Annotated in this window: 15 protein-coding genes and 1 pseudogene; 8 read left to right on the top strand and 8 right to left on the bottom strand. The window is 35.4% G+C overall.

Annotated elements, in window-relative coordinates; genetic code table 11:
• Nucleotides 1-265 precede the first annotated feature (265 nt).
• Both UtA1_RS11580 and UtA1_RS11575 read right to left on the bottom strand, forming a co-directional pair.
• The gene (locus UtA1_RS11580; protein WP_172597867.1) at nt 266-2,452 is read right to left on the bottom strand and encodes an EAL domain-containing protein; all 2,187 of its coding nucleotides are present in this window, start codon (nt 2,450-2,452) and stop codon (nt 266-268) included.
• 275 nt (nt 2,453-2,727) lie between these two features.
• Nucleotides 2,728-3,234 carry a hypothetical protein gene (locus UtA1_RS11575; protein WP_096551159.1) on the bottom strand — a complete coding sequence of 169 codons (507 nt, stop codon included), beginning with the start codon at nt 3,232-3,234 and terminating at the stop codon, nt 2,728-2,730.
• 130 nt (nt 3,235-3,364) lie between these two features.
• Between UtA1_RS11575 and UtA1_RS17845 the strand changes: the two genes are divergently transcribed.
• Entirely contained in the window at nt 3,365-3,493 is a 129-nt protein-coding gene (locus tag UtA1_RS17845) for a hypothetical protein (protein ID WP_016838977.1), read from the top strand.
• A gap of 75 nt (nt 3,494-3,568) precedes the next feature.
• Here UtA1_RS17845 and UtA1_RS11570 read toward each other — a convergent pair whose 3' ends face one another.
• The 4 genes from UtA1_RS11570 to UtA1_RS11555 form a co-directional block, all read right to left on the bottom strand.
• Entirely contained in the window at nt 3,569-4,144 is a 576-nt protein-coding gene (locus tag UtA1_RS11570; RefSeq protein WP_016838976.1) for a 5' nucleotidase, NT5C type, read from the bottom strand.
• A gap of 16 nt (nt 4,145-4,160) precedes the next feature.
• Nucleotides 4,161-5,261, bottom strand: a complete 1,101-nt coding sequence (gene ispG, locus UtA1_RS11565) for a flavodoxin-dependent (E)-4-hydroxy-3-methylbut-2-enyl-diphosphate synthase (protein WP_096551157.1) — start codon at nt 5,259-5,261, stop codon at nt 4,161-4,163.
• Nucleotides 5,262-5,357: 96 nt separating this feature from the next.
• Nucleotides 5,358-5,690, bottom strand: coding sequence for a LysM peptidoglycan-binding domain-containing protein (locus tag UtA1_RS11560; protein WP_096551155.1), 333 nt, complete (start codon nt 5,688-5,690; stop codon nt 5,358-5,360).
• 42 nt (nt 5,691-5,732) lie between these two features.
• Complete coding sequence (locus tag UtA1_RS11555) at nt 5,733-6,248, bottom strand: DUF1189 family protein (RefSeq protein ID WP_096551153.1); 516 nt, start codon at nt 6,246-6,248, stop codon at nt 5,733-5,735.
• A 116-nt stretch (nt 6,249-6,364) separates the two neighbouring features.
• Between UtA1_RS11555 and UtA1_RS11550 the strand changes: the two genes are divergently transcribed.
• Nucleotides 6,365-6,847, top strand: a complete 483-nt coding sequence (locus UtA1_RS11550) for a DUF456 domain-containing protein (RefSeq protein ID WP_096551151.1) — start codon at nt 6,365-6,367, stop codon at nt 6,845-6,847.
• Nucleotides 6,848-7,004: 157 nt separating this feature from the next.
• Here UtA1_RS11550 and UtA1_RS11545 read toward each other — a convergent pair whose 3' ends face one another.
• Nucleotides 7,005-8,207 carry a transposase gene (locus UtA1_RS11545; protein ID WP_096550413.1) on the bottom strand — a complete coding sequence of 401 codons (1,203 nt, stop codon included), beginning with the start codon at nt 8,205-8,207 and terminating at the stop codon, nt 7,005-7,007.
• A 327-nt stretch (nt 8,208-8,534) separates the two neighbouring features.
• Here UtA1_RS11545 and UtA1_RS11540 point away from each other — a divergent pair, with 327 nt between their 5' ends.
• Both UtA1_RS11540 and UtA1_RS17235 read left to right on the top strand, forming a co-directional pair.
• Nucleotides 8,535-9,140 carry a superoxide dismutase gene (locus UtA1_RS11540; RefSeq protein WP_016838971.1) on the top strand — a complete coding sequence of 202 codons (606 nt, stop codon included), beginning with the start codon at nt 8,535-8,537 and terminating at the stop codon, nt 9,138-9,140.
• 472 nt (nt 9,141-9,612) lie between these two features.
• Nucleotides 9,613-9,756, top strand: a complete 144-nt coding sequence (locus UtA1_RS17235; protein ID WP_172597779.1) for a hypothetical protein — start codon at nt 9,613-9,615, stop codon at nt 9,754-9,756.
• A gap of 108 nt (nt 9,757-9,864) precedes the next feature.
• On the opposite strand, the pseudogene UtA1_RS11530 reads toward UtA1_RS17235, so the two are convergent.
• Nucleotides 9,865-10,110 (bottom strand): annotated as a pseudogene (locus UtA1_RS11530) (Lrp/AsnC ligand binding domain-containing protein); the annotation flags it as partial.
• A 139-nt stretch (nt 10,111-10,249) separates the two neighbouring features.
• Between UtA1_RS11530 and UtA1_RS17230 the strand changes: the two are divergent.
• The 4 genes from UtA1_RS17230 to UtA1_RS11515 all read left to right on the top strand — a co-directional run bounded on the left by UtA1_RS17230 (nt 10,250) and on the right by UtA1_RS11515 (nt 14,508).
• The gene (locus tag UtA1_RS17230) at nt 10,250-10,438 is read left to right on the top strand and encodes a hypothetical protein (protein WP_172597866.1); all 189 of its coding nucleotides are present in this window, start codon (nt 10,250-10,252) and stop codon (nt 10,436-10,438) included.
• A gap of 159 nt (nt 10,439-10,597) precedes the next feature.
• Entirely contained in the window at nt 10,598-11,482 is an 885-nt protein-coding gene (locus UtA1_RS11525; RefSeq protein ID WP_096551147.1) for a patatin-like phospholipase family protein, read from the top strand.
• 64 nt (nt 11,483-11,546) lie between these two features.
• The gene (locus UtA1_RS11520; RefSeq protein ID WP_096551145.1) at nt 11,547-11,966 is read left to right on the top strand and encodes a pyridoxamine 5'-phosphate oxidase family protein; all 420 of its coding nucleotides are present in this window, start codon (nt 11,547-11,549) and stop codon (nt 11,964-11,966) included.
• 343 nt (nt 11,967-12,309) lie between these two features.
• Complete coding sequence (locus tag UtA1_RS11515; RefSeq protein WP_096551143.1) at nt 12,310-14,508, top strand: penicillin-binding transpeptidase domain-containing protein; 2,199 nt, start codon at nt 12,310-12,312, stop codon at nt 14,506-14,508.
• The last annotated feature ends 28 nt before the right edge of the window (nt 14,509-14,536 follow it).

The following is a 14,536-nucleotide window of genomic DNA, read 5'->3' as shown; positions in this document are numbered from 1 at the left end:
CTAACTTTAGAAAATGATTAAAGCTATAAAGGATGATTTAATATTTTTAAAAGGAGGCAACCGGTGGTTGCCTAATAACTGTAAATTTTTGGTTCAATAACTTTATGACATTGGGCTCGAGCCTCCTCTGATTCATTCCTTCACTCCTGCGGTGTCTCGAGACAAAGCAGGAGTCGCCCCGTTACTACAATCAATTTTTCGTTATATCAATTTTTTATCAAAACTCTTTCAACTGCCCCTTTAATTTTTTGTTTATGTCCCAGCCTCATTTTGAATTGATTAATTTTTCAGCTTCTACAATCGGCATTGGTTTATGGAAATAATAACCTTGACCTGTATGGCAACCAATTTGTACAAGGGTTTTATATTGTTCCAACGTTTCGATCCCTTCCGCTACCGCATGCATGTTTAAACTTTTTGCAAGTTGAACAATTGATTTTACGATTGCATACATACCTGAATCATGTATTTCATTAATAAACGATTTATCAATTTTAATTTCTGAAAAAGGCAGCCGTTGTAGATAACTTAATGACGAGAATCCGACTCCAAAATCATCAATCGAACTCTCATAGCCATGTTCCTTTAATTTTAATAAGATGTTCTTTGCTTTTTCAAAATCAAATAATTCAAAGTTCTCAGTAACTTCGATTTTAATAAATTTTGGGTCAATTTGATATTGGTGGACAAGGGTTAATAAATCATCTGCAAAAGAATCATGATAAAAGTGTACAGGTGATACATTGATGGATACAGGATACAATTGATGGCCTTGCTTCTTTCTTTCCCATTGCCATCGTAATACTTTTTCAAAAATAGCATGATCGATATCCCTAATTTTTCCGCTATGTTCGGCTATCGAGATGAATTCTGCCGGCGAAACGTTTCCAAGTACAGGAGAATACCATCTCGCAAGAGCCTCGAATCCAATAATTTCCTTTGTCAACAAATGGACTTTTGGTTGCAAATAAACGGAAAGTTCATCATTTTTTAATCCAGTTGTTAATTCGTTTAATACGTTCAGTTCTCTTTGTATTTGTTGATCGGTTTCTTTTTCAAAATAGGAAATGACAGTTCCTATTTTTTTTCTTGATTTTGTGATAGCAATATCTGCTTGCCGTATACTTTCATCAATCGACAGTTGTTGATGAAAATAACTAACGCCAATTTTTAATGATATAAACATTTCCCTTCCATTTACATCAAAAGGTTGGGAAGTGCATTCAATAATCTTATGAATGTAATCATCCACTTTATTTACAGGAATTACGCTCCCTAAAATAAATGTAGAATTTGAAAAACGACTAAAAATCGTTCGGTTTTTTTGAGTAATCATTTCAATGCGATGAACGATTTGTTTAATTAAACGGTCGCCAACTTTGCGCCCATACATATCGACTATGGAAGTGTATTCTCCTGGCTGTATTAATAAAATGACTCCTTCAACACCGTTTTGAATCCACTCGTTTAATTTTTTATAAAAATAATGGTAATTTGGAATTCCTATATTTATATCATAATAAGCTAATTGTTTTAATAGGTTTTTTTGTTTAAAATGTTTGACTGTCAAGGCGATAATAGGGGACAGTTTATTTAAAAAATCAATATCCGATTGTTTCAAATATAAATTTTTTTGAATATAGATCGTAAATGTGCCAATCATCTTTTTTTCGTTGTCGACAATTGGCTTTGACCAGCAATACTGAATGTTATAGGTTGAAATAATTTTCCGTAATTTTTCATAATCCTCTTGTGAGCTAATGGATTGTATATAAGATAAATCTTTCATATAAATTGCATTTTCACTATTACCCGTTGTTGGACTAACTTCCATTCCGACGAGGTTTTCTATCCAACTGAAGGGTATCGTGGGACTGGCAATAGCCTTTAATGTACCATCTTTTTGAAGAACATGAATAGCACAATAAACTTGTCTAATATAATTTTTTTCTACCTGTGCGGTTATTCGTTGAAGAATATCTTCTAGTTTACTATCCTTTCCTAATTCGACATATACTTCATGCTCAATTTTGTGAAGCATTTTTTCCAACATTTCGGATGTAATATCTTTGCATTGAATAAGCACAAAGGTTGCTTCTTTCTTGGAGTTTTGAATTGGTTGAATACTAAGCTGGTTCCAAAAAGCGGTACCATCTTTTTTGTAATGAATCATTGTTGTTTCATAGGTGAGCTTATTTAATATATGAAACTCCAGATCTTGTTCAGTTTCGGGAAGGGTATTTGGACCGCATAAACATGAAATATGCTTGTTTAATAATTCAGCCATATCATAACCAGTTAATTGGGCAAATGATTGATTGTAATACTTAATGGAAAGTGGTTGCCGTTTTAAATCAATGATTACAATTGGTTGCTGAAGTTGTTCACCTATCGTGTATAAATATGAATATAAATCATCATTTGTTAGGTCGATTTGTTCTTGTTTAAACATATACTTCCCACCGAATTTTGATAATACTGTAAAGTAATTATAACAAAAGTATTTATTGACATGCATTAATAATTTTTTGAAATAATGATAGTGTTTTATGTTTAATTTGTCGTATTTTTGGCAGAAGAGAATGGTATTTGAAAAGTTGAAATGGTTTTTCTAAAAATTATTATTTTTTAATAAAATTGTGGGTTTATGCATTTTATTTTGAATAAGTCATTAAAAAAATGTAGTACAAACCTTGTGATGGTTAGTACTACAAGAGTAAATTTTCATTACATTTTCTGTTGTAAATAAATATCGTATAAGTAATAAAGGTTTTCTGCTCCTTTTTCATCCACTAACAATTCTTCATTTAATTTCATGCTGACCGTTGTTTCATTTGAATTTAGCAGTCCATCTATAAATACTAATTCAATAAAAATTTTACCGCTCTTTGAGAGTTTTTCTTTTACATCATCCGTAAGCTGTAATTGTTCAAATAATGGTTCCTTCCATGTACCTTTTACTAGCAAAATATGCTTATTATGATTTTTTTCATATTCCCATTGGACATCACGTAGAATAGTTTTAAATAATTCGTCAACTGTAAATAATTCATCTTTATATTCAATCTCATACTCACGCAAAGTATATGCATCGATTGTTAGACCGCTTTTTGCTTTTTCTGCTTGTGTATGGATGCCAGAAACTGCCTCCTTTATGTCGCTGACGGAACTTTTGCAACCTATTAATAGAAACATAGCAAGTAGTAATACAACAGAAATATGTATGTTTCTCATTATAAAACCTCCTAGTGTTCAAACTATTGGCTATTTTCATCATAGCGAAAAAATTCATCGTTGTATTAGGAGATTTTAGAAAATTCCTTTACATTTCTTGTTTTTCAACTTTAATAGAAGGGAAGTTTTCATGAAAATCAATGATGAACTGCTGGAAAAATTAGGAGTGTATTTTGTATATCATGATATTTATAATCGATATGGAATTACTTTTGAAACATTTGTTGAACGTTGGGTGAGGGGAACATTAGAGATTTAAAACGAATAGCGTTCACAAAAAAATCGCTAGACGATGTCACAATTAGGTTGGACAAGTCTAGCGATTGAAATGTGGCTAAAAATGACGCTCAATCCATTCGTTTGCTTCTTTCCAATTATGAACTCGAATCACGTTGGAAGGGATAACTTTACGATTGTATGGCGTGTCAAATAACAGTACGGGAATTTGGAGTTCTTCTGCAAGTATCACCGCATTATCATGTTTATCTTCAAAAAAAACATCTACGCGATACTTTTTTGCAGCTTCCAATTTATCATGACTACCTATTAATTCAATATGATCATAAGGTACTTGATGCTGTTCAAACCATTTTTTCGTCACATCATATAAATGCAAGTCTCGAGCGGATATATAATACAATTCATATTGTTTATGCCAGTTGTTTAAGATTTGTTGAGCATCGTTTGCAATTTTGCTTACTGAATATAAATAAGGTTCATTTTCTTTAAACCAACGAGCAAACTCGTTTCGATCAACCGGATGGGGGAATGCGCTTAAAAAATCATATTCGATGACATCATCAAGTACGATGTTTGTATTGTATTGTTTATTTATATGTGGAATCAGCGTATCAGGAGTCGTTACTGTTCCATCAATATCAATACCGAAACGAGGCTTATTTTGCTTCATATGAACCCCCTAAGATTCAATTTGTTTTTTGTTCTCGTTCTGCTAACATTTCTGCAGCTAATTTATCGATTTCTTTTTTCAATTCTTCTACCATTGTTTCTTCTGGTACTTTTCGTACGGTTTTACCCTTCATAAAGAGTAATCCTTCTCCTCGAGCACCTGCGATTCCGATGTCTGCTTCTCTCGCTTCTCCCGGCCCGTTTACCGCACAGCCTAATACCGCTACTTTCAATGGTACATTCAGTTTTGAAATATACTCTTCTATTTCGTTAGCAATGGAAATTAAATCGATTTCGATTCGACCACATGTTGGACATGAAACTAAAGTAGCCATGTTTGATGCAAGACCAAATGCTTTCAATAATTCTCGAGCTACTTTTACTTCTTCTACTGGATCAGCAGAAAGAGAAATACGTAATGTATTGCCGATTCCTTTGGATAAAAGAGCACCTAAACCAGCAGCGGATTTAATTGTACCGGAAAAGAGCGTTCCAGATTCTGTAATACCTAAGTGCAATGGATAATCAAATGCACGTGCAGCTTTTTCGTAAGCTTCGATAGCAAGATTTACATCAGAAGCTTTCATCGACACGATAATATCATGGAAATCTAAATCTTCCAGTATTTTAATATGATGTAAAGCAGATTCAACCATTCCATCTGCAGTAGGATAGCCATATTTTTCTAATATATGGCGTTCTAAGGAACCTGCATTAACACCAATCCGAATTGGAACACCTCTTTCTTTTGCCGCATTCACTACGGCTTCAACCTTCTCGCGACGACCAATATTTCCGGGATTAATGCGTACTTTATCGATACCGTTTTCTATAGCCATCAAGGCAAGTTTATAGTTAAAATGAATATCCGCTACTAAAGGGATATGGATGCGTTTCTTTATTTCAGGAATCGCCGCTGCAGCTCGTTCATCTGGAACAGCAACACGTACTAGCTGACACCCTGCTTCTTCTAATCGTAAAATTTCAGCAACAGTAGCTTCCACATCGTGAGTTTTCGTTGTACACATACTTTGGATGATTAGTTCGTTACTACCGCCGATTGTTAAATTGCCGACACGTACTGGACGTGTTTTCGAACGATGAATAATTTCACTCATCAATAACTCTCTCCTTCTTGAGGTACTTTTTCCGTACCTTCACTTCCATTATTTTAGCAGTGTAAAATAGTGTCGACAAGGAAGAAACACGTTTTTTTATTTTTTACATTCATGGTTATTTGAGTAAATCGGTATTTTGATTAATTCACCTGGTGCTATGACTTGATTTTTTAAATATGGATTAAATTTATAAAAATCCGCCATTCGTTCTGGTACTGAAATTCTTTCATCTGTTGGATATTGGGCGAGTAACCCTTGTACAGTATCCCCTTCTTTTGTCATAACAGGTACTGTTTTTACAGCTAGTTGTTCATTGCATTGGCCAACGCTTTCAGAAAACGCGATTAATGGTACTGTTCCTTCAGTTAAATCTATTTTAATGACCGTAACGATTATGATGATGATAGATGTTAATAGAAAAAATCTCATATAAAAACCCTCCTTGCTCCACTATATGAAGCAAGGAAGGATTCAGAACTTCTTTTTTTCTATTTTTGGATATTTTAGTGATGCAATTATTAATAGAATGATGGTAATGAAGGCATTAACAACTGTTCCAAACCAACTAGATATATTCATAAATGAAAATAAGATAGATAGTAGTGTTGACCATGTAATTGCTAATGCGGTCGTTCTCCACATATGTCGATATTCCCCGCGACGATTGAATATTTTTAATAATAATGTTCCGATAGCTGCGTAAATGGTAATTCTCACAAATAATAAAACGGTAGAAGTTAAGAGTAATAAAAGAAGTGCAAAAGGATAGAGCAGCCATTGAATATCAGCAACATATTGTTGCAACCCTTCAAATTGAATAGTAGTTTTCGATACCCCTGTTAAAAATTGTATAAACGAAAAAATCGTAACAATCGCAATTAGAATAAATACATATTGAATTACTTTACCGATTGTTAATAGTCGATAAGCAGCTAGCTTGTTTGGTTGAAACAGGCTGTGTATGAATATTTGTAAATGAGTAACCATTTTCTTCTCCTCCATTGAGAGTTTATCATGAAATGAACAAAAGAAAAAACATACAAAAACATTTTATTGAAACTTTTTGCAAACCTGTCCGTAAACTGTATCATGGAGGGAAGAACTTGGAAATCATAGCTTGGTTGCTCATTATAATTTGTTTTATCGTGGCTTTTGTAGGATTAGTTTATCCAATCATTCCATCGGTATTATTTATACTATTAGGATTTATCGTTTATGGTTTGTTTTTCTCCTTTGCAGAACTTTCATGGTGGTTTTGGATCATCGAGATTCTGTTCGTGATTTTATTGTTTGTGGCGGATACTTTAGCGAATCTGATTGGCGTGAAAAAGTTTGGCGGAACGAAGGCTGGACTTTGGGGCAGCACGATTGGTTTATTAGCAGGACCATTTATCATACCATTTCTGGGCATTATTATCGGGCCATTTATAGGTGCAGTAATTGGGGAAATGCTAGTTGCGAAAAAAGCATTTAGCCAAGCGGTTCGAGCTGGTATTGGCTCGCTTGTTGGCTTCTTAACATCTGTTGCAACAAAAACGATGATCCAATTAGTGATGATTATTGTTTTTGTAATTGCAATCGCATAATATGTTTTTTGTATGAGCATTTTGCAAAATTAGATTTTTTGGATAAAAGTATAAAAAATAAAGCACTCGACAAATAGCTACCAGCATGTTATTTTACAAAATATTACAATAATCCTGTTTTTGGGCATACCTGCAGAATTTTTCACATTGAATTTTTTTAAGCGGCTTTCTTCCCTTTATTTTCCTTTGCCATCGCTAGCGCTGAAACAAGTAATACAATAGCGTTCAGGTAAATATGGCTCTTTACTTTCTCAATTCCCCATACATGTAGGGAGTTCGCCGTAAGGTAGCTTTTCATTCTTGAATTACAGCGTTCTACACTTGTCCTCTCGTTGTAAAGCTCTTTCCAACGTTTTGTATCACGGTGCGGATTGGAATATCGGCGCACATCCTTTTTGATGTCGACTTTTACCACCATTCCATAGTTGGAAGATGAACAGGCTGCCATTCCTAATGGGCAATCCACTTTGCCGGTTGCGTGAGGACATCTGAACTTGAGCTGGTCCTTATCAGCTCCCCAATAAGTCATTTCATAACCCATGGAACAACGCGGAGTTCCATTGGAAGAAATCCCTTCAGGAGGCTCTTTTTCGTTGCGCAAATTGAGCGGGATAATGGCTTGCGCTCCAATGTTTTTGGCTGATTCATAGTTTTTTAGTTGGTCATATCCGCCATCCATGATCAGAAATTCAATTTTGGATTTGGTACGCTCTGCCACTTGCTCGATTAATTCTGGTGCGACTTCTCCATCGTTCACATGGGCAGGGGTTACTTTTATGGCCATTGGCAGTTCGCTTGCGGTATCGACTGAAAGATGCATCTTATAGCCAAACCAGGTAATTTTATTGCCGAAGGAATCATATTTTGCGCCCCAATTGGCATTACCCGTTTGTTCACTACGCTTTTTGGGCTGTTTCTTTTCATAGGCATCAATGGCGGCACTGTCGATGGCCTGGTGGCTGCCGTCAATTATTCCTTCCTCCTGAGCTAACTGTACCAAGTCAAGGAAGATCTTTTCAGCCAGCTTTTTTTTGGTAAGTGCTGCAAAAACCCGGCTGAGAGTGGAGATAGACGGTGCGGGGCGATCAATCGATAAACCGCATTGATAACGGAAACGAAGGTCTTTATCCAATCGATGATGAAGGGCGGTAAAGGTGTCGATGCCTTCGAGTGGGGCAGCGATGAGAGCCCTTAGAATCCCTTCTCTGGAATGACCGTCAGCCCCTCGGGGTGAAGAACTTCTCAACTGTTTAGCATAAGGGCGTAAATCAAGCGAGCTAAAAAAGATAGGTAATTTCTCTTTTGACTCTAATTTTTGCAGTTCTTCAAAGGAAAATAGGCTTTCTTGTAGAATATACAAAGTGACTTCCTCCTTTTGAATTTTTTGTTGTTTCGTCACTTCAAAAATTCTACATTTTAGGGGTGAAGTCCTTTTTTATGTCTTTGAAATCCTTATGGCTCTTGGGTCAAAAAATATGCAAAATGCTCGTATAAAAAATCATCTAAAAGGAAATAGTGAGTTTGGTTGAAAAATAAGTGCGTCACTGGTAAAAGACAAACAATGGATTGATTTCAGCCAAAAGTATGAAAATCACTTAGAAAGAGCTAAATTATTGAATGACTACCTCTATTTTGATAATCTTATAGAGGTAGGAAATTACTGATTTATACAAAGGAGGAAATTCTAATGGCATTCGAATTACCAAAATTACCTTATGCTTACGATGCTTTAGAACCACACATTGATGCACAAACAATGGAGATCCATCATACAAGACACCACAATACGTATGTAACAAATTTAAATGCTGCTGTAGAAGGTACTGAATACGCTGATAAAGATTTAATCGAACTTATTTCAAATATCAATGCTCTTCCAGCTGATAAACAAACTGCAGTTCGCAATAATGGTGGCGGACATGCAAACCACTCATTATTCTGGGAAATTTTAACACCAGGAGGTTCAAAAACTCCAACTGGTGAGTTAGCTTCTGCAATTGATGCGAAATTCGGTAGCTTCGATGCATTTAAAGAAGAGTTTGCAAAAGCTGCTGCTGGCCGCTTCGGTTCTGGATGGGCTTGGTTAGTAGTAGATAACGGTGAATTAAAAATCACTTCTACGCCAAACCAAGATTCTCCATACATGGAAGGCCAAACACCAATCCTTGGATTAGACGTTTGGGAACACGCTTATTACTTAAAATATCAAAACCGTCGTCCTGACTACATTGCTGCATTCTGGAATGTAGTAAACTGGGACGTTGTAGCAGAAAAATACGCTGCAGCAAAATAATTGACTTTAAAAAAATGAGGAAAGCCTAAACATAGGTTTTCCTTTTTTTAGTGCGCCTGGCATGGGTGTAATCTATAGGGTGTAAGTCCCGAGCTGTGAAGGCAGAAGTAACAGTTAGCTTAACGCAAGGGTGTCCGTGGTGACGCGGAATCTGAAGGAAGCGAGCGGCAAACTTCCGGTCTGAGGAACACGAACTTCATATAAGGCTAGGTATCATTGGATGAGTTTGCTAAACAAAACAAAGTCCTTTCTGCCAAAGGTGGTACAGAGTAAATGAAGCAGATAGATGGAAGGAAAGATTACATTCTTACCCGGGGAGGTCTGGCGGATATGTGAAGTACGCTTCATAACCTACTTAGTGATAAGTAGCTGAACCGTCAGAAGTCAGCAGAGGTCATAGTATTAGTTGGTTTAGAACTACTAAGAAGGACCGAACAATTAAGAGAGAATAGCCCTTGGCATTCAGTGAGTTATGATGAACACAGAAAACGTAGTACCTCACTTGAGGAAGGAAGCGGTGAATCCCGTGGGAGACCTCTTGGAGGGTGGAGTGACCACTGGCATAAAGAGAACAGCTATTCACGGAAGTTATAAAGACTTGCGTCAATCATCTTAATTGAACCGCCGTATACGGAACCGTACGTACGGTGGTGTGAGAGGACGGGAGTTAATCGCTCCCTCCTACTCGATTTTTTGAAAAGATTATCGGTAAGTTTGACCGCGCCTAGATATTAAATTTCATCGTTGTTTGAACCTTGGAAAAAATGAAATGGTTGACGTTAGTTGCGTATGGACTTACATCATTGATAAACTCTTCTACCTTGGAAAAGCTTTCAAATTGCAGTTTAAGCATAAAGCATGCTTTTCCCGATATACGGTAACAAAACTCCACATTTGGCAGACCTTCTATAAAATTTTTAAAGGATTTATAATCTCCGTTTTTAACGGTTGCTTCTACTATACATTGGATAGAAGAGATCTGGATAAGAAGAGAATTTAAAGTAAGAGGCGAATCATTTGGGTTCGTCTTTTTTTACTATTTCAATGATGTAATTATTAGTGATTCATATTTCAGTATAAAATAATGGGTTTGTGACAAATTAAGTCCAATGGAGGTGACTACATTGTCAAAGAAGAAAAGAAATCAATTAGATCGGGAAGAGTATGGATATGGATATGATTTAAGTCCCGATGATTTAGATGTGATAGGTCAAAATGAAAAAGCAAAAAAAGAAAATCAAAATGAAAATAAACGTAAACCCTCTAGTAAGCAAAATCCTTCTATCTTAAATGAGTAATCAATATTACCAAAAATTCGCAAGCATTCCGAATAAACAGTCTACACTGTTATGGAACTTCCGAATTTTTTCTTATTGATTCGATTATTTTCGATAAATAGTTCTAAAATCCCTTATTTTTTCTTAAAGTATACCAATGAAAAATAAGGGAGAGAGAAAATGGAAATTGATGGTGTTTTTTCAGGTGGTGGAATAAAAGCTTTTGCGTTTGTTGGTGCCTATCAAGTTTTGAGTGAGAAGGGTTTTATCTTTAAAAGAGTCGCAGGAACGAGTGCTGGTTCAATTGTAGCTGCATTTATCGCGGCAGGGTTTACCGTAAAAGAGATTGAAAAGGCATTAGAAGAATTAGATACAAAATCGCTTCTTGATCCACCCAAATTTTCAAAAACTCTTCCTTTTATAAAATGGCTGAATTTATATTTTCGATTAGGATTGTACAAAGGAAAAGCGCTAGAAAGATGGTTGTACAAAAAACTAGCAGAAAAAGATGTGTATGCATTTGGGGATTTGCCAAAGGATTCGTTGAAAGTTGTCACTTCCGATTTAACGAATGGTCGCATAATTGTTATACCTGATGACTTGCATTTATATGGAAAGGATTGGAGAGATTTTTCTGTCGCAAAAGCGTTGAGAATGAGCTGTGGTATTCCTTTTTTCTTTGAGCCGGTCATGTTAAGTAATGGAAAAGGAGATTCCGTATTCGTCGACGGTGGTGTATTAAGCAATTTTCCATTATGGATTTATGATAACGGTAAAAGAAAAAGGCCATTACTAGGATTAAAACTAAGCAGACCAGAAGGAGAAATTCCACCACAGATAATTGATAATGGGTTAAATTTATTTGAAGCATTATTTAAGTCGATGATGAATGCCCACGATAATCGATATATCTCAAGAAAACACGAAAAAAATATTATCTTCATTCCTGTTGAACAATATAGTGCTACACAATTTGATTTAGATGATGATGCAAAAGAGCAATTAATTCAATTGGGAAGAGCAAGAACTGAAGAATTTTTAAAAAATTGGCGACCCGTTATTTAACAATCACATATTTTTAAGAATTTATGAAATACTAAAATTTAAAAGGTCAAATGGAGTGGTTGCAATGCCCAAAACAGATAAAGAAATTGCTGAAAAAATATTAAATAATCAGTTAATTGGAACAATGGCTACCATTGAAGGAGATAAACCTCACACTCGCTATATGACGTTTTATAACGATAATTTCACTTTGTATACGGTTACGAGCAAAAATACCCATAAAGTTGAAGAACTTTCGAAAAATCCATACACACATATTTTAATTGGTTATGATGGGAAAGGATTTGGCGATGCCTATTTAGAAATAGAAGGAAAAGCGGAAGTTTCATCCGATGAAGGAATGAAAGAAAAAGTGTGGAACAAAGTATTAAGATTTTGGTTCGATGGTCCAGATGATCCGAATATGGTAGTTTTAAAAATCGTTCCTTCTCAAATTCGCATCATGAATTCGAAAGGAAACGATCCGAAAATTATTCAATTTTAATTGATAGAACTATTGCTGATAGTCCTATAAAAAATAATATTTACTAAGTTAACAACATAAAAATGTTTGACGGCTTAGGCTTCACAATGTAGGAAGCTTGAGTCGTTTTCTATTTTATAGAAAAAGTTGATCAACGTTTATTTATTGATGTTTTTTAATTTTTATTAAACTAATCATCGAAGAATGTTTAATTTGAAAAATCCAAGTAATATCTTTATGTTAAAAAAGGAAACCTAAAAATAAAAAGAACCGTTACAAATCAAGAAGGGAATCTCCTTTTTTCTCAAACTTTAAAATGATATACTAAAGAGCATGTATGGGTTTTTTTGAAAGGGGGGGACATATGCGAAATGTAAAGAAAACAAACAATAAAGGAAACTCTCGTACCAGTCTTTCATTTCGAATGAACGTCCTGTTTATTTCGATTTTTGTTTTGTTCTCCATGCTCATTTTTCGCTTAGGTTATTTACAAATCGTAAAAGGAGAAGAATATGTTCGGGCAATAGAAAGAACGGAAGAAGTAGCGGTCAATACGAGTGTTCCCCGTGGAAGAATTTATGATCGATATGGAAGAATTCTCGTAGATAACGATCCGCAAAACGCCATTACATATACAAAGTTTCAATCAACGTCTCAAGAAGAAATGTTAGAAGTCGCTGAAAAATTGGCTATGCTAATTGAACAACCAACGAAACGAGTAACGCTTCGTGATAAGCAAGACTTTTGGATTTTAAAAAATACAGAAAAAGCCTATGCAAAAGTTTCGAAAGCAGAAGAGAAAAAAATAAAGGAAAAACATGAAGATGAGAAAAAGGCTCAAGCAGAAATCGACCAATTAGTGAGAGATCGAATTACCGAAGAAGAATTGGCGGAGCTAACGCCTTTTGATTTGGAAGTGTTAGCAATTTATCGTGAAATGTCTTCTGGATATTATTTGTCTCCACAAATTATTAAAAGTGAAAATGTATCCGATGAAGAGTTTGCACGTGTTTCTGAACGATTATATGAATTGCCAGGTGTCAATACGACGACCGATTGGAAAAGGGTGAAGTTAAGTTCCTTATCGGTATTAGGTAGAACAACAGTCCCTAGTAAGGGGATTCCAAAGTCTGAATTAAATTATTATTTAGCCCGTGGTTATTCTCGAAATGATCGGGTTGGAGAAAGTTATTTTGAATCGCAATATGAAGAATTACTTCAAGGCCATAAATCTGTTGTGAAAAATATTACGAACAAAAAAGGCGAAGTCATCGATATGATTACGACCTTTGAAGGGAAACCTGGGAATGATTTGGTAACGACGATCGATATTGAATTGCAAGCAGCTGCTGAAAAAATTGTTGAAGAGAAATTGCTGCAATTAAAATCGATGGGTGGATCTTCCTTATTGGATCGTGCCTTTTTCGTGATGATGAATCCGAATACTGGTGAAATACTGGCGATGGTTGGAAAGAAAATAGAAAAGGATCCAGAAACGGGAAAACCATATGTGATTGATTATTCTTACGGAACATTTACGACAGCTTATGAAGCCGGTTCAACGGTGAAAGCGGCTACTATATTAATGGGATATAAAGAGGGCGTTATAAAACCTGGTACAGTTTTAATTGACCAACCAATTAAGCTTGCAGGTACAAAATCGAAAAGTTCCATCTTCAACAGAGGTGGCCGCATTGCAATGAATGATTTAACAGCGTTAGAGCGTTCTTCAAACTCCTATATGTTCCAAATTGCTATGAAAATTGGTGGAGTAAACTATCGCTATAATATGGGGCTACAATTAAAAGAAGATGTTTTGAAAAAAATGAGAAATGGTTATGCTGAATTTGGTTTAGGTGTCAATACAGGAATTGATTTACCGAATGAATTTGCAGGATTCCAAGGAAAAATGGATACTCCTGGTAAAATTCTAGACTTAGCAATCGGACAATTCGATACGTATACACCGATGCAATTGGTGCAATATATTTCAACGGTAGCAAACGGTGGATATCGAGTGCAGCCAAGACTATTAAAAGAAATTCGTGAACCATCTAAAGATGGAAAAACTTTAGGGCCGTTAATTGAAGAAGTCCAACCGAAAATTTTGAATAGAATCTCAAATACTGAAGAAGAAATTAATCATGTAAAACAAGGGCTTCGCAGAGTATATATTGGCAGCCAGGGTACTGCCCGCGCTCAATTTGCAAATGCACCGTTTACAGCAGCAGGGAAAACAGGTACTGCGGAAGTAGTTTACTATGGTCCGATTCGAGAAAAATTTGGCACATTAACTCAAACAGTATCTCATGTTGGCTTTGCTCCATTTGAAAACCCTGAGGTTGCTTATGCTGTGGTGATTCCTTGGGTGACAACAAACTTTAGCCAATATATTTCACATAACAATCAAATTGCCCGAGAAGTATTGGATGTATACTTCGAATTGAAAAAGAAATATGCAAGTAGTAAAATCACTGACGAAACTGTGAAGAAAGAAATTTTACCTCCAACTACGAATGAAAAAATTGATGAGGATACAGAAGAACAAGTTGTAAATGAATAATAAACTTCAAACAACAATTCAAAAAGCA

Origin of the sequence: Ureibacillus thermosphaericus (genome assembly GCF_002370195.2) — a bacterium.
GTDB lineage: Bacteria > Bacillota > Bacilli > Bacillales_A > Planococcaceae > Ureibacillus > Ureibacillus thermosphaericus.
This window is presented reverse-complemented; position numbering and strand designations above follow the sequence as displayed.